Annotated in this window: 17 protein-coding genes; 12 read left to right on the top strand and 5 right to left on the bottom strand. The window is 62.5% G+C overall.

Annotated features, from left to right (window positions below; genetic code table 11):
• Complete coding sequence (locus APH33_RS10210; RefSeq protein WP_054885011.1) at positions 1 to 807, bottom strand: HDOD domain-containing protein; 807 nt, start codon at positions 805 to 807, stop codon at positions 1 to 3.
• A gap of 31 nt (positions 808 to 838) precedes the next feature.
• Positions 839 to 1,780 carry a folate-binding protein YgfZ gene (locus APH33_RS10205; RefSeq protein ID WP_054885010.1) on the bottom strand — a complete coding sequence of 314 codons (942 nt, stop codon included), beginning with the start codon at positions 1,778 to 1,780 and terminating at the stop codon, positions 839 to 841.
• A gap of 133 nt (positions 1,781 to 1,913) precedes the next feature.
• Here APH33_RS10205 and APH33_RS10200 point away from each other — a divergent pair, with 133 nt between their 5' ends.
• Together APH33_RS10200 and APH33_RS10195 are read left to right on the top strand one after the other, a co-directional pair.
• On the top strand, positions 1,914 to 2,168 hold the full coding sequence (locus APH33_RS10200; RefSeq protein WP_008094993.1) for a succinate dehydrogenase assembly factor 2: 255 nt from the start codon (positions 1,914 to 1,916) through the stop codon (positions 2,166 to 2,168).
• Positions 2,152 to 2,613: a protein YgfX gene (locus APH33_RS10195; protein ID WP_054885009.1), complete on the top strand. Its 462-nt coding sequence runs from the start codon at positions 2,152 to 2,154 to the stop codon at positions 2,611 to 2,613. Before APH33_RS10200 ends, APH33_RS10195 begins: the two co-directional genes overlap by 17 nt.
• Here APH33_RS10195 and nadB read toward each other — a convergent pair.
• Complete coding sequence (gene nadB / locus APH33_RS10190) at positions 2,600 to 4,204, bottom strand: L-aspartate oxidase (RefSeq protein WP_054885008.1); 1,605 nt, start codon at positions 4,202 to 4,204, stop codon at positions 2,600 to 2,602. The genes APH33_RS10195 and nadB overlap by 14 nt on opposite strands.
• A 434-nt stretch (positions 4,205 to 4,638) precedes the next feature.
• Here nadB and rpoE point away from each other — a divergent pair, with 434 nt between their 5' ends.
• The 10 genes from rpoE (at position 4,639) to pdxJ (ending at position 14,663) form a co-directional block, all read left to right on the top strand.
• Positions 4,639 to 5,220: an RNA polymerase sigma factor RpoE gene (gene rpoE, locus APH33_RS10185; protein WP_003252049.1), complete on the top strand. Its 582-nt coding sequence runs from the start codon at positions 4,639 to 4,641 to the stop codon at positions 5,218 to 5,220.
• Positions 5,221 to 5,251: 31 nt separating this feature from the next.
• Positions 5,252 to 5,842 (top strand): sigma-E factor negative regulatory protein, encoded by a 591-nt coding sequence (locus tag APH33_RS10180; protein ID WP_054885007.1) that lies wholly within the window; start codon positions 5,252 to 5,254, stop codon positions 5,840 to 5,842.
• A gap of 12 nt (positions 5,843 to 5,854) precedes the next feature.
• Positions 5,855 to 6,820 carry a MucB/RseB C-terminal domain-containing protein gene (locus APH33_RS10175; RefSeq protein WP_054885006.1) on the top strand — a complete coding sequence of 322 codons (966 nt, stop codon included), beginning with the start codon at positions 5,855 to 5,857 and terminating at the stop codon, positions 6,818 to 6,820.
• Between the two features lie 187 nt (positions 6,821 to 7,007).
• Complete coding sequence (locus APH33_RS10170) at positions 7,008 to 8,444, top strand: DegQ family serine endoprotease (RefSeq protein WP_054885005.1); 1,437 nt, start codon at positions 7,008 to 7,010, stop codon at positions 8,442 to 8,444.
• Between the two features lie 182 nt (positions 8,445 to 8,626).
• Entirely contained in the window at positions 8,627 to 10,426 is a 1,800-nt protein-coding gene (lepA, locus tag APH33_RS10165) for a translation elongation factor 4 (protein ID WP_054885004.1), read from the top strand.
• A 5-nt stretch (positions 10,427 to 10,431) separates the two neighbouring features.
• Positions 10,432 to 11,286 (top strand): signal peptidase I, encoded by an 855-nt coding sequence (gene lepB, locus APH33_RS10160; RefSeq protein ID WP_054885003.1) that lies wholly within the window; start codon positions 10,432 to 10,434, stop codon positions 11,284 to 11,286.
• A 161-nt stretch (positions 11,287 to 11,447) separates the two neighbouring features.
• Positions 11,448 to 12,137 (top strand): ribonuclease III, encoded by a 690-nt coding sequence (gene rnc, locus APH33_RS10155; protein WP_027917873.1) that lies wholly within the window; start codon positions 11,448 to 11,450, stop codon positions 12,135 to 12,137.
• Positions 12,130 to 13,032 (top strand): GTPase Era, encoded by a 903-nt coding sequence (era, locus tag APH33_RS10150; protein ID WP_054885002.1) that lies wholly within the window; start codon positions 12,130 to 12,132, stop codon positions 13,030 to 13,032. The genes rnc and era overlap by 8 nt, the downstream gene beginning before the upstream one ends.
• Before the next feature lie 163 nt (positions 13,033 to 13,195).
• Entirely contained in the window at positions 13,196 to 13,879 is a 684-nt protein-coding gene (gene recO / locus APH33_RS10145; protein ID WP_054885001.1) for a DNA repair protein RecO, read from the top strand.
• A gap of 61 nt (positions 13,880 to 13,940) precedes the next feature.
• A complete protein-coding gene (gene pdxJ / locus APH33_RS10140; RefSeq protein WP_189660492.1) occupies positions 13,941 to 14,663 on the top strand; it encodes a pyridoxine 5'-phosphate synthase in 723 nt (240 codons plus the stop codon).
• Positions 14,664 to 14,791: 128 nt separating this feature from the next.
• On the opposite strand, the gene APH33_RS10135 is transcribed toward pdxJ, so the two are convergent.
• Entirely contained in the window at positions 14,792 to 16,174 is a 1,383-nt protein-coding gene (locus APH33_RS10135; RefSeq protein WP_054884999.1) for a heavy metal sensor histidine kinase, read from the bottom strand.
• Positions 16,171 to 16,845, bottom strand: coding sequence for a heavy metal response regulator transcription factor (locus tag APH33_RS10130; protein ID WP_054884998.1), 675 nt, complete (start codon positions 16,843 to 16,845; stop codon positions 16,171 to 16,173). Before APH33_RS10130 ends, APH33_RS10135 begins: the two co-directional genes overlap by 4 nt.
• Positions 16,846 to 16,980: the final 135 nt, after the last annotated feature.

Raw genomic sequence — 16,980 nt, 5'->3', positions numbered from 1 at the left:
TCAGCGCAACATGCTCCGCGCTTCCAGCAACTCGGCAACCTCCAGTTCGGTGCCAAACGGCAGCCCAAGATGGCGATAGGCAGGCAACGCCGCCAACGGCCGGCTGCGCGCGCGCTGGCTCAGGCACTTGGCGATCTGCACCACATCGATGTAGTCAACCTTGTCGGTGCGTCGGTCCAGGTCCTGGACCTGGCTCGGCAGGTTGACCAGCTGCTCGGGAAACTCCCACGAAGAGAGGATCTTGTCGCCCAGTACTGGCTGGATCTGCTCGATCACATAATGCAGGCAGACCGGGTCGGAAAGCAGCTCGTTGTGTTCTTCGGCGTAGATCAGCACCGGTAGTGCACCGATCTGGTTGACCAGCCCACCAAGTGTTGCCTGGTCGGGTTTCAGTTGGGTGAAGCGGCGGCAAATTTCGTAGCTGATGCCGGCAACTTCAAGGCTGTTCGACCAGATATCGCGCAGCTTCTGTTCAACTGCCGGCGAGCGGGCATGGAAGATCTGTTCGATCACCAGGCCGATGGCCAGGTTGCAGCTGTAGTTGATGCCCATGCGGGTGATGGCCGTGTGCAAGTCGGTGACTTCGACCGCGGCACGCAACAGCGGGCTGTTGACCACCTTGATCAGGCGCGCCGACAGGGCGGCATCACGGCCGATCACCTTGCTCAGGGCAGCAACGCTGATCTCGCTGTCTTCGGCGGCCTCGCGAATGCTCAGGGCTACCTCGGGCAGGGTTGGCAGGACCAGGTCATCGTTATCGATGGCAGCCAGCAACTGCGCTTGAACCATCTCGGCCAGCTTGTTCATGAACGTCTCAACGGCAAGGGTGGTGCACTGTTCAGCGCTGGATTTCCTGATCGCGGTCCAGCTCGTACGGCAGGCTCAACACCTGCAGGCTGGGGCCTTCGAGGCTGCCCAGGTGCAGGTTGTCGTCCTCTACCGACTCGGCGCTGAGCACCGCTAGCAGCTCGCAACCCTGCCCTGTGCTGGCGGCCAGCACGACCTCGCCAACTGACGAGCCATGGGTCGGCGAGAAGATTTCCGTTCCCGGAGCGGGAATAGCCTGCTGCTCGAGTGCCAGCCGGTACTGGCGGCGCTTGAGCTTGCCCAGGTACTGCATGCGCGCGACGATTTCCTGGCCGGTGTAGCAGCCTTTCTTGAAACTCACGCCATCAACGGCCTGCAGGTTGATCATCTGCGGGATGAACAGCTCACGGGTCGGGCCCGTGACCTGGCCGATACCGGCGCGCACCTGCCCGAGCAGCCAGTCGTTGAGGCTGCCTTGCGGCAATGCGGCTGCCAGTTGTTGGCGAACGCTGTCGGCCTGGGCTACCGGTACCCAAAGTTCGGCACGGTCGGCAGAGACTGCAATAGCGATCAGGCCATCATGGCGAACGGTGCTGCCCGGCGCTGGCGGGAGGTCCAGGCCCAGTGCCTGCAGCGCGGCGCTGCCACCTTGCAGGCCGAAGCGTGCCCAGGCTGCGCTCTCATCAGTGAGCGTGGCCTTGGAAAAGACGGCGTACTTCTTCAGGTCTGCCAGTTGAGGCTCCAGCAACTCGCTGGCCATGGCCAGCAGGTAACCGTTGCCCTCGGGCAGGATGCGGAAGCTGGACTGCATGCGCCCCTTGACCATGCAGCGCGCGCCAAGGCTGGCGTGCTCCAGGCTGAGGTAGTTGATGTTGCAGGTCAGCTGGCCCTGCAGGAACTTGCCGGCGTCGGAGCCGCGGACGGCGAGGATGCCCTCGTGGGACAGGGGGCTGAAGAAAGCGGAATCGGCCATGGGTCATCGCGGTGGCTAAAGACTGGGGGCCATCATAGAACGCCAGTAACAAAATAGGTAGGTGACTAGACCAACGCCCTGTGCCGCTTCGTTCACTGCGCGGTATACTGCGCGACCATTCGAGGAGGGCCCCATGGTCGAACAAACTGAACTCAACCGGCTTTTCTGGCACAGCCGCCGCGGCATGCTGGAACTGGACGTACTGCTGGTGCCATTCACCCAGGAGGTCTACCCGACCCTGAGCGAAGCCGACCGCGAACTTTATGTCCGCCTGTTGAGCTGTGAAGATCAGGACATGTTCGGCTGGTTCATGGAGCGCACCGAGTCGGAAGACCCGGAGCTGCAGCGCATGGTCCGCATCATTCTGGATCGTGTCCAGCCCAAGTGAGTGTTTCCAGTGCCGTTGGCAGGGCTCACGCCTGCTGCTGGCGGCCTACCTGGGTTGCCAGGGGCTGGCGCTACTGGTCTTGTGGCTGAGCGCGCTGCCCTGGTGGCTCGGCTTTTGTATGCTTGCTGCTTGTATCGCCCACGCTCGCTGGGTGATTCCCCTGCGCATCCTGCTGACTGATCCCCGTGCCGTTACCGGTTTGCGCCGCGATGCGACGGGCTGGCAGGTCTTCAGCCGGGCGCTGGGCTGGCAGCCGGTGGCCTTGGCTCGGGACAGCGTGGCGCTGCCGGGGCTGGTGGTGTTGCGGTTCGTCAGGGCAGGGCACTGGCTTGGCGAGAGCCAGTGCGTGCCACGGGATGCCTTGGATGCTGACCAGCACCGACGTTTGCGAGTGAGGCTGAAGTTCAGCCGGCGCAGGTTCGCTGCCTTGTTCAGGCCGGGCTGAGGATGGTGTCCTTGGCCTCGGGCAGCATCCCCGGATAATCCAGGGTGTAATGCAGCCCGCGGCTTTCCTTGCGCTGCATTGCCGAGCGAATCATCAGCTCGGCTACCTGAGCCAGGTTGCGCAGTTCGATCAGGTCGCGGCTGACCTTGTAGTTGCTGTAGAACTCGTCGATCTCGTCGAGCAGCAGGCGAACCCGGTGCTCGGCGCGCTGCAGGCGTTTACTGGTGCGCACGATACCCACGTAGTCCCACATGAAGCGCCGCAGCTCGTCCCAGTTGTGCGCGATGATCACGTCTTCGTCGGAGTCGGTGACCTGGCTGGCATCCCAGCAGGGCAGGGCTCTGGGCATGTCGATCTGATCCAGATGCGCCTCGATGTCCGCCGCTGCGGCACGGCCATAGACAAAGCACTCCAGCAACGAGTTGCTGGCCATGCGGTTGGCACCATGCAGGCCGGTGAAGCTGGTTTCGCCGATGGCGTACAGGCCAGGGACATCGGTGTGGCCACGATCATCGACCATGACTCCGCCACAGGTGTAATGGGCCGCAGGAACCACCGGGATCGGCTGACGGGTGATGTCGATGCCGAAGCCCAGGCAGCGCTCATATACGGTGGGGAAGTGGCCCTTGATGAAATCGGCCGGCTTGTGGGTGATGTCCAGGTAGACACAGTCGACGCCCAGCCGCTTCATTTCGTGGTCGATGGCGCGGGCGACGATATCGCGCGGTGCCAGTTCTTCACGCGGGTCGAAGCGCGGCATGAAACGCTCGCCATTGGGCAGGCGCAACAGCGCACCTTCGCCACGCAAGGCTTCGGTGATCAGAAAGCTCTTGGCCTGGGGGTGGTACAGGCAGGTCGGGTGGAACTGGTTGAACTCCAGGTTCGCCACCCGACAGCCGGCGCGCCAGGCCATGGCAATGCCATCGCCGCAGGCGCCGTCAGGGTTGCTGGTATAAAGGTAGACCTTGGCTGCGCCCCCCGTGGCAAGCACGGTGAAGCGCGCTCCGAAGGTGTCGACCTCTCCGCTGCTGCGGTTCAGTACGTAAGCCCCCAGGCATCGGTCACCCGCCAGCCCCAGGCGGCGCTCGGTGATCAGGTCGACCGCCACGCGTTGCTCCAGCAGCTCGATGTTCGGGCGCTTGCGGGCTTGCTCCAGCAGCGTGGTGAAAATCGCCGCGCCGGTGGCGTCGGCAGCATGGATGATGCGTCGGTGGCTGTGGCCGCCTTCCCGGGTCAAGTGGAATTCGAAACCGCCATCATCGACGCTGTAGTGTTCGTCTCGGGTAAACGGTACACCTTGCTCGATCAGCCACTCGATGGCTTCGCGGCTGTGCTCGACGGTAAAGCGCACAGCCTCTTCGTGGCACAGACCACCACCGGCATTGAGGGTATCTTCGACATGCGACTGCACGGTGTCGGTGTCATCGAGTACGGCGGCGACCCCACCCTGGGCCCAGAAGGTCGAGCCGTTGGCCAGGTCGCCCTTGCTCAGCACGGCAATGCGCAGATGGCCGGGGAGGTTCAGTGCCAGGCTGAGACCGGCTGCGCCGCTGCCGATCACCAGGACATCATGTTGGAATTGTTGGCTCATGTCGGGACACTAGTAATCTTTGGAAAGGGCGCGGCACAATAGTCACGTGCAGATGGCAATGTGAAACTATCGTGAATGCTGGCCGGGGTGCCTTTATAGCAGCCTGCGGTAGCCAATTTCCATGCCACTACGGACGTTGCGTCAATCTTTGTGGGAACTTTCCGATACGGCCGGAAATCCTATGAAGGCTGCCCGCACGCCATAATTTGCCGCGGCGACGCGGGCGGCAGCTCTATACGGGCTGACACCTGCGTATTCGAATCCTGATTATCGACGCAGCGGGCCGTGACCGTGCCGCGTCTTCCGTGCGAGCCGACCAAGGGCCGCAGGAAACTTGCTTGGAGGGGAGAACTTTTGCGCAAAGCCCGAGTCTATGGTTGCAAGCCTGAACAAAGGCTGTGGCAACGCTCCTTCGAGTTCACTGAGGAGTGTTCATGCTAACCCAGGAAGAGGATCAGCAGCTTGTCGAGCGCGTGCAGCGCGGAGACAGGCGAGCGTTCGATCTGTTGGTGCTGAAGTATCAGCACAAGATTCTAGGGTTGATCGTGCGGTTCGTTCACGACACCCACGAGGCCCAGGATGTGGCGCAGGAGGCCTTTATCAAGGCCTACCGTGCGCTTGGCAATTTTCGCGGTGACAGTGCGTTTTATACCTGGCTGTACCGCATCGCCATCAACACGGCGAAGAACTACCTGGTGTCCCGTGGAAGACGGCCACCAGACAGCGATGTGAGCTCCGAGGATGCGGAGTTTTACGACGGCGATCATGGTCTCAAGGATCTCGAGTCCCCAGAGCGCTCGTTGTTGCGGGATGAAATCGAAGGCACTGTCCATCGCACCATCCAGCAACTGCCCGAAGATTTGCGCACGGCATTGACCCTGCGTGAATTCGACGGGTTGAGTTACGAAGACATTGCCAGCGTCATGCAATGTCCGGTGGGTACCGTGCGCTCTCGAATCTTCCGCGCTCGGGAGGCCATAGACAAAGCCCTGCAGCCGTTGTTGCAGGAAACCTGAGACAGCGGCGACAGCCAAGAGAGGAACCGCCATGAGTCGTGAAGCTTTGCAGGAATCGCTGTCCGCGGTTATGGATAACGAAGCGGACGAACTGGAATTACGCCGGGTGTTGAATGCCGTCGACGATTCCGAAACCCGTGCCACCTGGTCGCGTTACCAGGTAGCCCGCGCAGCGATGCACAAGGAGCTGTTGCTGCCAAACCTGGATATCGCCTCGGCGGTCTCCGCCGCGCTGGCTGACGAAGCCGTGCCGGCCAAGGTCAAGCAGGGCCCATGGCGTAGCATTGGCCGCCTGGCCGTCGCTGCGTCGGTCACCGTAGCGGTGCTGGCGGGTGTGCGCATGTACAACCAGGACGAGATCACCGGCGCCGAGCTGGCTGCCCAGCAGCCTGCGCAGCAAGGCCTGAGCATGCCACAAAGTCAGGGCCCGGCTGTTTTGGCAGGCTATAGTGAAAGCAGTGAGCAACCGACCGGGCCGATGGCCAACGGCGTGCTGCAGAACCAGGCCGGCTGGGATCAGCGTCTGCCAGGCTATCTGCGCCAGCATGCGCAGGAATCCGCGCTCAAGGGCACTGAAACCGCATTGCCGTATGCCCGCGCCGCCAGCCTGGAAAACCGCTAAGTAAGGAGGATCATGCGCGCGCTACCTCTCCTGTCGCTGCTGTTAGGCAGCTGCATGACGGTGCCAGCGTTGGCGGCCAACTCCTCGCCCGAGGCGAGCGAATGGTTGAACAAGCTGGCACAGGCCGAGCAAAACCAGAGCTACCAAGGCTCTTTCGTCTACGAACGTAACGGCAGCTTCTCTTCCCACGATATCTGGCATCGCGTTCAGGACGGCAAGGTCAGCGAGCGGCTTCTTCAGCTCGATGGCTCCGCCCAGGAAATCGTGCGCGTGGACGGTAAGGTGCAGTGCGTCAGTGGTGCCTTGGCAAGCGGGGTGGGCAACCCTCCCGATTCTGCACAGCGCTCGCTCGATCCTCTGAAACTGATGAGCTGGTATGACCTCACGGTGGCGGGCAAGTCTCGGGTTGCAGACCGTGACGCGGTGATTGTCACGCTGACACCGCGTGACCAGCACCGCTACGCATTCGAACTCCATCTGGACCGCCGTACCGGCTTGCCGCTGCGCTCATTGATGCTCAATGACAAAGGGCAACTGCTCGAGCGCTTCCAGATGACCCGCCTGGACACCGACGACTTGCCTACCGACCAGGAGCTGCAAGCCAGCGCCGCGTGCAAGCCTGTCGAGCATGTGGCCAACAGCACCCGCGAGGCGGTTGGCGGTTGGCGCTCCGACTGGCTGCCGCCGGGCTTCGAACTGATCAACAGCACGGTACGCCGCGACCCGGAGCGGAACAGTTCGATCAGCAGCCTGATGTATGACGATGGCCTGGCCCGTTTCTCGGTGTTCCTCGAACCCGTGAAGGATGACGCCGGTGCCGATGTACGCACCCAGCTTGGCCCGACCTCGGCCGTTTCCCGGCGACTGAACACGCCCAAAGGCAAAGTTCAGGTCACCGTGGTGGGCGAAATACCGCTGGGTACGGCAGAACGTATCGCGCTGTCGATGCGGCCTCAGGATGCCCAGGCGCGCCAGTGACGGCGCGCTTTTGCGGGCCGGATCAAGGGCAATGCAAAGGCGAACGGACACGCGGCTGAAATGAAATTAAAGCATTGTCATTTGCAATCCTTCGGCAAATTTTTTATAGGTCAGGCTTCCAGGAGTCTGGCCTTTGCTGCTTTGTGCAGGGCTATTTCCAACTACCGCTCGTTGTGACGGGAGCCGTATGTCAATACCACGTTTGAAATCCTACCTAACGATGTTCGCCGCTGTGCTGATGCTCGGCCAGGTGCTCAGTGCCCAGGCCGATGAAGCCCTGCCGGACTTCACCACCCTGGTCGAGCAGGCCTCGCCGGCCGTGGTCAACATCAGCACCAAGCAGAAACTGCCGGACCGTGTCGCCTCCGGGCAGATGCCGGACCTCGAAGGCCTGCCGCCGATGTTCCGCGAGTTCTTCGAACGCAACATGCCACAGCAGCCGCGTTCGCCGCGCGGTGACCGCCAGCGCGAGGCCATGTCGCTGGGCTCGGGCTTCATCATCTCCAGCGATGGTTATGTACTGACCAACAACCATGTGGTCGCCGATGCCGACGAGATCATCGTCCGCCTGTCTGACCGCAGCGAGCTGCAAGCCAAGCTGATCGGCACCGATCCGCGCACCGACGTGGCCCTGCTGAAGGTCGAGGGCAAGAACCTGCCGACCGTCAAGCTGGGTGACTCCGAGAAGCTCAAGGTCGGTGAGTGGGTGCTGGCCATTGGTTCGCCGTTCGGCTTCGACCACTCGGTGACCAAAGGCATCGTCAGCGCCAAGGGCCGTACCCTGCCCAACGACACCTATGTACCGTTCATCCAGACCGACGTGGCCATCAACCCGGGTAACTCCGGTGGCCCGCTGTTCAACATGAAGGGCGAGGTGGTCGGTATCAACTCGCAGATCTTCACCCGTTCCGGTGGCTTCATGGGCTTGTCCTTTGCCATCCCGATCGACGTGGCCCTCGATGTGTCCAATCAGCTGAAGAAAGACGGCAAGGTCAGCCGTGGCTGGCTGGGCGTGGTGATCCAGGAGGTCAACAAGGACCTGGCTGAATCGTTCGGCCTCGACAAGCCGGCGGGCGCCCTGGTGGCGCAGGTGCTGGAAAACGGCCCGGCTGCCAAGGGCGGCCTGCAGGTGGGTGACGTGATCCTGAGCATGAACGGCCAGCCGATCGTCATGTCGGCCGATTTGCCGCACCTGGTCGGCAGCCTGAAGGATGGCGAGAGGGCCAAGCTCGAAATCATCCGCAACGGCAAGCGCCAGACCCTGGACGTCGCCGTCGGCCCGATGCCGGATGACGATGCTGACATCGGCGCCGGTACCGGCCCCGAAGGCGGCGCCGAGCGCAACAGCAACCGCCTGGGCGTGTCCGTGTCTGACCTCACCGCCGAACAGAAGAAGACCCTTGAGCTCAAGGGTGGCGTGGTCATCAAGGAAGTTCAGGACGGCCCGGCGGCGATGATCGGTCTGCGTCCGGGCGATATCATCAGCCACCTGAACAACCAGGCGGTGGTGTCAGCCAAGCAGTTCACTGAAATTGCCAAGGACCTGCCGAAGAACCGTTCGGTGTCGATGCGCGTGCTGCGTCAGGGCCGTGCCAGCTTTATCACCTTCAAACTCGCTGAATAAGCGGGCTCGGGGGTAGCAGAGGGCAGCTTCGGCTGCCCTTTTTCATGAAAGTTCACAATTGCAGGCACGAATGCTGTGTACAGTCCGATAGAGGAATCTCCCATATCCCAGCAGCTTAAGGTACAATTCCCGGCTATTTTTCGGCGGGCGTCCGGCTCGCAGCCTTTTCCGAGTGTTGACCCGTGAGTGATTTGAGTCATATCCGCAATTTCTCCATCATCGCCCACATCGACCATGGCAAGTCGACGCTGGCCGACCGTTTCATTCAAATGTGCGGTGGCCTGTCGGCGCGCGAAATGGAGGCCCAGGTACTGGATTCCATGGACCTGGAGCGCGAGCGCGGTATCACCATCAAGGCCCACAGCGTCACGCTCAACTACAAGGCGCAGGACGGCAAGGTCTACCAGCTGAACTTCATCGATACCCCAGGCCACGTCGACTTCACCTATGAAGTTTCGCGTTCGCTGGCAGCCTGTGAAGGTGCGCTGCTGGTGGTCGACGCCGGCCAGGGCGTCGAAGCCCAGTCGGTGGCCAACTGCTACACCGCCATCGAGCAAGGCCTGGAAGTCATGCCGGTGCTGAACAAGATGGACCTGCCCCAGGCCGATCCGGACCGCGTCAAGGACGAGATCGAGAAGATCATCGGCATCGACGCCACCGACGCCGTAGCCTGCAGCGCCAAGAGCGGCATGGGCGTGGACGAGGTGCTGGAGCGTCTGGTACAGACCATCCCTGCGCCGGAAGGTGATATTGAAGCGCCACTCCAGGCGCTGATCATCGACTCCTGGTTCGACAACTACCTGGGCGTGGTCTCGCTGGTGCGTGTGCGCCACGGCCGCGTCAAGAAAGGTGACAAGATCCTGGTCAAGTCCACCGGCAAGGTGCACCTGGTCGACAGCGTCGGTGTGTTCACCCCGAAGCACACCCAGACCGCCGACCTGAAGGCCGGTGAAGTAGGCTTCATCATTGCCAGCATCAAGGACATTCACGGCGCGCCGGTCGGTGACACCCTGACCCTGTCCTCGACCCCTGAGGTCGAAGTGCTGCCAGGCTTCAAGAAGATCCAGCCGCAGGTGTATGCCGGTCTGTTCCCGGTCAGCTCCGACGATTTCGAGGACTTCCGCGACGCCCTGCAGAAGCTGACCCTCAACGACTCGTCGCTGCAGTACATGCCGGAAAGCTCCGACGCCCTGGGCTTCGGCTTCCGTTGCGGCTTCCTCGGCATGCTGCACATGGAGATCATCCAGGAGCGCCTGGAGCGCGAATACGACCTGGACCTGATCACCACCGCGCCAAGCGTGATCTACGAGCTCGAACTCAAGACCGGCGAAACCATCGTCGTCGACAACCCGTCGAAGCTGCCGGATGTCTCGTCCGTGGCCGATTTCCGCGAGCCGATCGTCACCGCGACCATCCTGGTGCCGCAGGAGCATCTGGGCAACGTCATCACCCTGTGCATCGAGAAGCGTGGCGTGCAGCGCGACATGCAGTTCCTCGGCAGCCAGGTGCAAGTGCGGTACGACATGCCGATGAACGAAGTGGTACTTGACTTCTTCGATCGCCTGAAGTCGACCAGCCGCGGCTATGCTTCGCTGGACTATCATTTCGATCGCTACCAGTCGGCCAACCTGGTCAAGCTGGATGTGTTGATCAACGGCGACAAGGTCGATGCACTGGCATTGATCGTGCACCGCGACAACGCGGCCTACAAGGGCCGTGCGTTGACCGAGAAGATGAAGGAGCTGATCCCTCGGCAGATGTTCGACGTAGCGATCCAGGCTGCCATTGGCGGCCAGATCATCGCGCGGACGACCGTCAAGGCGCTCCGAAAGAACGTACTGGCCAAGTGCTACGGTGGTGACGTCAGCCGTAAGAAGAAACTGCTGGAGAAGCAGAAGGCCGGTAAGAAACGCATGAAACAGGTGGGCAACGTGGAGATTCCACAGGAAGCCTTCCTCGCCGTGCTCAGGTTGGATAGCTAGGTCCTATGTCGCTAAATTTCCCGCTGTTGCTAGTCATCGCCGTCTTTGTCTGCGGTCTGCTGGGCTTGATCGATCTGCTGTTCCTGGCTCCGCGCCGGCGGGCAGCGATCGCCAACTACCAGGGCAGCGTCACCCAACCAGAAATGGCGGTGGTCGAGCGCCTGAGCAAAGAGCCGCTGCTGGTCGAATACGGCAAGTCGTTCTTCCCGGTGCTGTTCATCGTGCTGGTGCTGCGCTCGTTCCTGGTCGAGCCGTTCCAGATCCCTTCAGGGTCGATGAAGCCCACCCTGGAAGTGGGCGATTTCATCCTGGTGAACAAGTTCTCCTATGGCATCCGCCTGCCGGTGATCGACAAGAAGGTCATCGAGGTGGGTGACCCGCAACGCGGCGATGTGATGGTGTTCCGCTACCCAAGCGACCCGAACGTCAACTACATCAAGCGTGTGGTCGGCCTGCCAGGCGACAAGATCAGCTACACCAGCGACAAGCGGCTGTTCGTCAACGGCCAGCCGATTGCCGAGCAGCTGGTCGGTGCCGAGCCAGGTACCCTGGGCAGTGCCGAGCTGTACAAGGAAAAGCTCGGCGAAGCCGAGCACCTGATCCGCAAGGAGATGACCCGTTATCGCATGCCGCCGGACCAGCAATGGACCGTGCCGGCCGGCCATTACTTCATGATGGGCGACAACCGCGACAACTCCAACGACAGCCGCTACTGGGATGATCCGAAAATCCCTAAAGAGCTGCACGGCATGGTTCCGGACCGGAACATCGTCGGCAAGGCCTTCGCGGTGTGGATGAGCTGGCCAGAGCCCAAGCTCAGCCACTTGCCCAACCTGTCGCGGGTCGGCCTGATCCATTGATACCCTTCGGCGCTGTCCTGCAGACAGCGCCGAATGCATTTCTGACATAGGCTGTGTTCTCAAGGAACGAGAGATTCGCCGCTCGCCGCGACGGACCACAGCCAAACAGTCTTTCAGGATGTTGATTTGAACAACGCGTTGAACAACCAACGGGTGGCTGCATGAGTGCTTCCCTTGCCCGTCTCGAGCGCAAGCTCGGCTACACCTTCAAGAACCAGGAGCAGATGCTGCTGGCCCTGACTCACCGCAGCTACGCCGGGCGCAACAACGAGCGCCTGGAGTTTCTCGGTGACGCCATTCTCAACTTCGTCGCCGGCGAGGCGCTGTTCGAGCGCTTCCCACAGGCCCGTGAAGGCCAGTTGTCGCGCCTTCGCGCCCGCCTGGTCAAGGGCGAGACCCTGGCCCGCCTGGCCCGTGGCTTCGACCTGGGTGATTACCTGCGCCTGGGCTCGGGTGAGCTCAAGAGCGGTGGCTTCCGCCGCGAGTCGATCCTGGCTGATGCCCTGGAGGCGCTGATCGGCGCCATCTACCTGGATGCGGACATGCAGACCGCGCGCGAGCGTGTTCTCGCCTGGCTGACCGACGAGTTCGAAGGCCTGACCCTGGTCGACACCAACAAGGACCCGAAAACCCGCCTGCAGGAGTTCCTGCAATCGCGCAGCTGCGAGCTGCCGCGTTACGAGGTGGTCGACATCCAGGGCGAACCGCACTGCCGCACCTTCTTCGTCGAATGCGAAGTGGTGCTGCTGAACAACAAGAGCCGTGGCCAGGGCGTCAGCCGGCGTATCGCCGAGCAGGTCGCCGCCGCTGCTGCACTGATCGCCCTGGGCGTGGAGAATGGCAATGACTGATAACAATCCGACCCGCTGCGGTTACGTGGCCATCGTCGGCCGCCCGAACGTGGGCAAGTCGACCTTGCTGAACCACATCCTCGGCCAGAAGCTGGCGATCACCTCGCGCAAGCCGCAGACCACACGCCACAACATGCTCGGTATCAAGACCGAGGGTGACGTGCAGGCGATCTATGTCGATACCCCGGGCATGCACAAGGCCAACGACAAGGCCTTGAACCGCTACATGAACCGCAACGCCTCGGCGGCCCTGAAGGACGTCGACGTGGTGATCTTCGTGGTCGACCGCACCAAGTGGACCGACGAGGACCAGCTGGTGCTTGAGCGCGTGCAGTACGTGACCGGCCCGCTGATCATCGCTGTCAACAAGACCGACCGCATGGAAGAGAAGGCCGAATTGATCCCGCACCTGCAGTGGCTGCAGGAACAACTGCCGAACGCCGAAGTGATGCCGATTTCCGCGCAGCAGGGCCACAACCTGGACGCGCTGGAAGCCCAGATCGCCAAGCACCTGCCGGAAAACGATCATTTCTTCCCGGAAGACCAGATCACCGACCGTAGCAGCCGTTTCCTCGCCGCCGAACTGGTGCGCGAGAAGATCATGCGCCAGCTGGGCGCCGAGCTGCCGTACCAGATCACCGTGGAAATCGAAGAATTCAAGCAGCAGGGCCACGTGCTGCACATCCATGCACTGATCCTGGTCGAGCGCGATGGCCAGAAGAAAATCATCATTGGTGACAAGGGCGAACGGATCAAGCGCATCGGCTCCGAGGCGCGCAAGGACATGGAGGTGCTGCTCGACTCCAAGGTCATGCTCAACCTCTGGGTCAAGGTCAAAGGCGGCTGGTCCGACGACGAACGCGCCCTGCGTTCGCTGGGCTACGGCGACCTCTAAGCCTTAGCGCGCACACCTGTAGGAGCGGCCTTGTGTCGCGAAAGGGGCGCGGAGCGGCCCCAAGATCTCAACAAGCACACAGATTCTGGGGCTGCTGCGCAGCCCTTTCGCGACACAAGGCCGCTCCTACAGAGGTCGCGTCAAGCCCGCTCAGAGATCGTAAATGGACCAACCCACCCCGCAGCCGGCCTACGTCCTGCACAGCCGCGCCTACAAGGAAACCAGTGCTCTGGTGGACTTCTTCACGCCCCAGGGCCGCCTGCGTGCGGTGCTGCGCCGTGCACGCGGCAAGGGTGGCAGCTTGGTGCGGCCGTTCGTACCGCTGGAAGTGGAACTGTTCGGCAAAGGTGAGCTGAAGAACGTCAGGCGCCTGGACACGGTCGGTATTGCTGCGTGGCTGCATGGCGACGCGCTGTTCAGCGGCCTCTACCTGAATGAACTACTGATGCGCCTGCTGCCTGCCGAGGCACCGCAACCTGAACTGTTCGAGCATTACGCGCTGACCCTGCAGGCCTTGGCCGAGGGAAGGTCGCTGGAACCCTTGCTGCGCTCCTTCGAGTGGCGGCTGCTGGAGGACTTGGGCTACGCCTTTTCGCTCCACCACGACGTCAACGACGACCTGATCGAAGCCGACGGCCTGTACCGGCTGCGGGTCGATGCCGGCCTGGAACGGGTGTACCTGGCCCAGCCCGGACTGTTCAACGGCACCGAGCTGCTGGCCCTGGCCCAGGCCGACTGGGACGCCCCCGGCGCCCTGCTGGCGGCCAAGCGCCTGATGCGTCAGGCCCTGGCAGTGCATCTGGGGGCAAAACCGCTGGTCAGCCGGGAACTGTTTCGCAAGCGCTGAGCACGTCGTATGCTGTGTGGCTCAATCCTCAGGAGAGCCTTTCGTGACTCACAGCAACCGCATGCTTCTCGGCGTCAACATCGACCACGTGGCAACCCTGCGCCAGGCCCGCGGTACCCGCTATCCGGACCCGGTCAAGGCTGCGCTGGATGCCGAGGAAGCGGGCGCCGATGGCATTACCGTGCACCTGCGCGAAGACCGTCGGCATATCCAGGAGCGCGACGTGCTGCTGCTCAAGGACGTGCTGCAGACGCGCATGAACTTCGAAATGGGCGTCACTGAAGAGATGATGGCCTTTGCCGAGAAGATTCGCCCGGCGCATATCTGCCTGGTCCCAGAGACCCGTCAGGAGCTGACCACCGAAGGTGGCCTGGACGTGGCCGGCCAGGAGGCGCGGATCAAGGCGGCGGTCGAGCGCTTATCGCGTACCGGTGCTGAAGTGTCGCTGTTCATCGATGCCGACGAGCGGCAGATCGAGGCTTCGCGCCGTGTCGGTGCGCCGGCTATCGAGTTGCACACCGGGCGTTATGCCGATGCACAGACCCCGACCGAAGTGGCGGAGGAACTGCAACGCATCGTCGATGGCGTTGCGTTTGGCGTGGGCCAGGGGCTGATCGTCAATGCCGGGCATGGCCTGCATTACCATAACGTCGAGGCTGTGGCAGCGATCAAGGGCATCAATGAGCTGAACATCGGCCATGCCTTGGTTGCGCATGCGCTGTTCGTAGGCTTCAAGGCCGCTGTGGCCGAAATGAAGGCATTGATCGTCGCGGCTTCGCGCTGATCCCTTGGCTGCCTGTAATGGCATCTTCGCCGGCAAGCCCGCTCCCACAGGTATTGCGCAAGCCTCAAGGCCTGTGGAGTACCTGTGGGAGCGGGCATGCCCGCGAAAGGGCCAGTGCAGGTAACCCCTTACTCAGCCCGAAACAGCAGGGTAAACCGCGTGGGTCCCTCAGGCCTGCTGCGGACCTCGACCCGCCCCCCATGCAACTGCATGATTGACTTCACGATCGCCAACCCCAATCCCGTCCCGCCCTCCAGCCGCGATCGCCCCGATCCCACGCGATAGAACCGCTCAAACAGCTGCGGCCAGTGTTCTTCGGCAATCCCCGGCCCCTGGTTCTCCACCCACACCCGTACCTCACTGCCTTGCCGCTCGATGCCCAGCTTCACCGCCTGTCCTTCAGGCCCATGGCGAATGGCATTGCTCAACAGGTTCGACAGCGCCCGCTGGAACATCAAACGGTCCCCCAGCGCCGTCCCCCAGCCCTGCAAGCGCAGCTCGATGTTCTTGAGTTCGGCACTGAAGGCAAACAGCTCGCTCACCTGCGCCGCTTCGTCCGCCAACGCCAGCGGCTTGAGCGCCACCTGCGCCTGGGGTTGGCTGACCTGGGCGAGGAACAGCATGTCGTTGATGATGCGGTTGAGCCGGGTCAGCTCTTCGACACTGTCTTCCAGCACTTCCCGGTAGTGTTCGCCATCGCGTTCACGGGCCAGGGTGACTTGGGCCTTGCCCATCAGGTTGCTCAGCGGGGTGCGCAGCTCGTGGGCAAGGTCATCGGAAAACTGCGAAAGCTGGCGCACCCCTTGGTCCAGGCGATCGAGCATCACATTGATGCTGCGCGCCAGCTCTGCCAGCTCCAGCGGTAAGCCGGTCGCGGGCAGGCGGTGTTGCAGGTCTTGGGCGGAGACCTTGCCGGCGATGCGACGGAAGTGGCGCAGCGGCTGCAAGCCGCGTTGCACGAGCCACCAGGCGCCAGCGCCGATCAGCAGCAGCAGCAGGGGCAGGGCCAGCAGCGTCGAGTGCAGGTAGGCTTGCAGCAGGGCATGGTCGTCGGCGCGGTTGAGCGACATCATCACCCGCACCGGGGTGTCGTCGCGCAGGCGCATCTGCCGGGTGGCGGTAAGGATCTGATTACCGCTGCTGTCACGCCATTCGTGGTAGTTCAGCCGTGCATCGGTATGCAATTCGCCCACCCGGGATTCAAGGGCCGGGCCGAGGCTGAGCAGGTGCGGGTGGCGCCCCTCAAGGGCCAGTATGCTGAGGCTGAGGTTGTCGTGGCCCATCACCAGGTCGAGCAACGGATGGGCGCGGCTGCCAAGGTCTTCGCTGCGCAGGTCGACCCGCAGGTTATGTTCCACCTGCAACATCTTGCGCGCGAGGTCCCTGCGGGCGCGGCTGTCCAGTTCGTGGTCGAGGGCGAACACCGCCAGGCAGGCGAGCAGCAATATCAGCGCGGCGCCCATCAGGGTCACACTCAGGCCCAGGCGCAGGGACAGGCTGGCGTACTTCACACACGGGCCTCCAGTACGTAGCCGACGCCGCGCAAGGTGTGGATCAGCTTGTCTTCGAACGGATCGTCGATCTTCGCCCGCAGGCGGCGGATCGAAACCTCGACCACATTGGTATCGCAGTCGAAATTCATGTCCCACACCAGCGAGATGATCTGCGTGCGCGACAGCACCTCGCCGCTCTGGCGCATCAGCAGGTGGAGCAGGGCGAACTCCTTGGCGGTCAGGTCGATGCGTTTGCCGGCGCGGTAGGCGCGGTGGCGGCCGGGGTCGAGCTCAAGGTCGGCGACGCGCAGTGTGCTCGGTTGCAGTTGTTGATCGTTACGCCGCAGCAGGCTGCGGATGCGCGCCAGCAACTCGGGGAATTCGAACGGTTTGAGCAGGTAGTCATCTGCGCCCAGGTCCAGGCCTTTGACCCGGTCCGACAAGCGGCCATGGGCCGTCAGCATCATGATTCGCGTGGCCGATTCGGCGCGCAGACGCTGCAGCACCGTCCAGCCATCGAGTTCGGGCAGGTTGACGTCGAGAATGATCAGCTCATAAGGCTGCTGGCGCGCCAGGTGCAGGCCGTCGGTGCCCGTGTGGGCGCAGTCGACCACGTAGCCGTTTTCACGCAGGCCTTGTTGCAGGTAGTCGGCGGTACGCAGTTCGTCCTCGATGATCAGCAGGCGCATGGGTGGGCTCGGTATGGCTGGAAAAGGGCAGGATTCTCAAGCCTGAAGGGGCTTCAGGGTCAAGCCGCAGGATGTTACGGCATGCAAATGGCCCATCGGCGTAGATAACGGATTTGTAATCCTGGTGTTATCTGC

This window comes from Pseudomonas sp. NBRC 111130, assembly GCF_001320485.1.
Lineage (GTDB): Bacteria > Pseudomonadota > Gammaproteobacteria > Pseudomonadales > Pseudomonadaceae > Aquipseudomonas > Aquipseudomonas vlassakiae.
The sequence above is the reverse complement of the archived record's forward strand: the minus strand, read 5'-3'. Positions and strand labels throughout refer to the sequence as shown.

Excerpts from the sequence above, each read along its gene's own strand:
- APH33_RS10210 (WP_054885011.1), bottom strand. The coding sequence starts at position 807 with ATGAACAAGCTGGCCGAGATGGTTCAAGCGCAGTTGCTGGCTGCCATC.
- APH33_RS10205 (WP_054885010.1), bottom strand. The coding sequence starts at position 1,780 with ATGGCCGATTCCGCTTTCTTCAGCCCCCTGTCCCACGAGGGCATCCTC.
- APH33_RS10200 (WP_008094993.1), top strand. The coding sequence starts at position 1,914 with ATGGTCGAACAAACTGAACTCAACCGGCTTTTCTGGCACAGCCGCCGC.
- nadB (WP_054885008.1), bottom strand. The coding sequence starts at position 4,204 with ATGAGCCAACAATTCCAACATGATGTCCTGGTGATCGGCAGCGGCGCA.
- rpoE (WP_003252049.1), top strand. The coding sequence starts at position 4,639 with ATGCTAACCCAGGAAGAGGATCAGCAGCTTGTCGAGCGCGTGCAGCGC.
- APH33_RS10180 (WP_054885007.1), top strand. The coding sequence starts at position 5,252 with ATGAGTCGTGAAGCTTTGCAGGAATCGCTGTCCGCGGTTATGGATAAC.
- APH33_RS10175 (WP_054885006.1), top strand. The coding sequence starts at position 5,855 with ATGCGCGCGCTACCTCTCCTGTCGCTGCTGTTAGGCAGCTGCATGACG.
- APH33_RS10170 (WP_054885005.1), top strand. The coding sequence starts at position 7,008 with ATGTCAATACCACGTTTGAAATCCTACCTAACGATGTTCGCCGCTGTG.
- lepB (WP_054885003.1), top strand. The coding sequence starts at position 10,432 with ATGTCGCTAAATTTCCCGCTGTTGCTAGTCATCGCCGTCTTTGTCTGC.
- rnc (WP_027917873.1), top strand. The coding sequence starts at position 11,448 with ATGAGTGCTTCCCTTGCCCGTCTCGAGCGCAAGCTCGGCTACACCTTC.
- era (WP_054885002.1), top strand. The coding sequence starts at position 12,130 with ATGACTGATAACAATCCGACCCGCTGCGGTTACGTGGCCATCGTCGGC.
- recO (WP_054885001.1), top strand. The coding sequence starts at position 13,196 with ATGGACCAACCCACCCCGCAGCCGGCCTACGTCCTGCACAGCCGCGCC.
- pdxJ (WP_189660492.1), top strand. The coding sequence starts at position 13,941 with ATGCTTCTCGGCGTCAACATCGACCACGTGGCAACCCTGCGCCAGGCC.
- APH33_RS10130 (WP_054884998.1), bottom strand. The coding sequence starts at position 16,845 with ATGCGCCTGCTGATCATCGAGGACGAACTGCGTACCGCCGACTACCTG.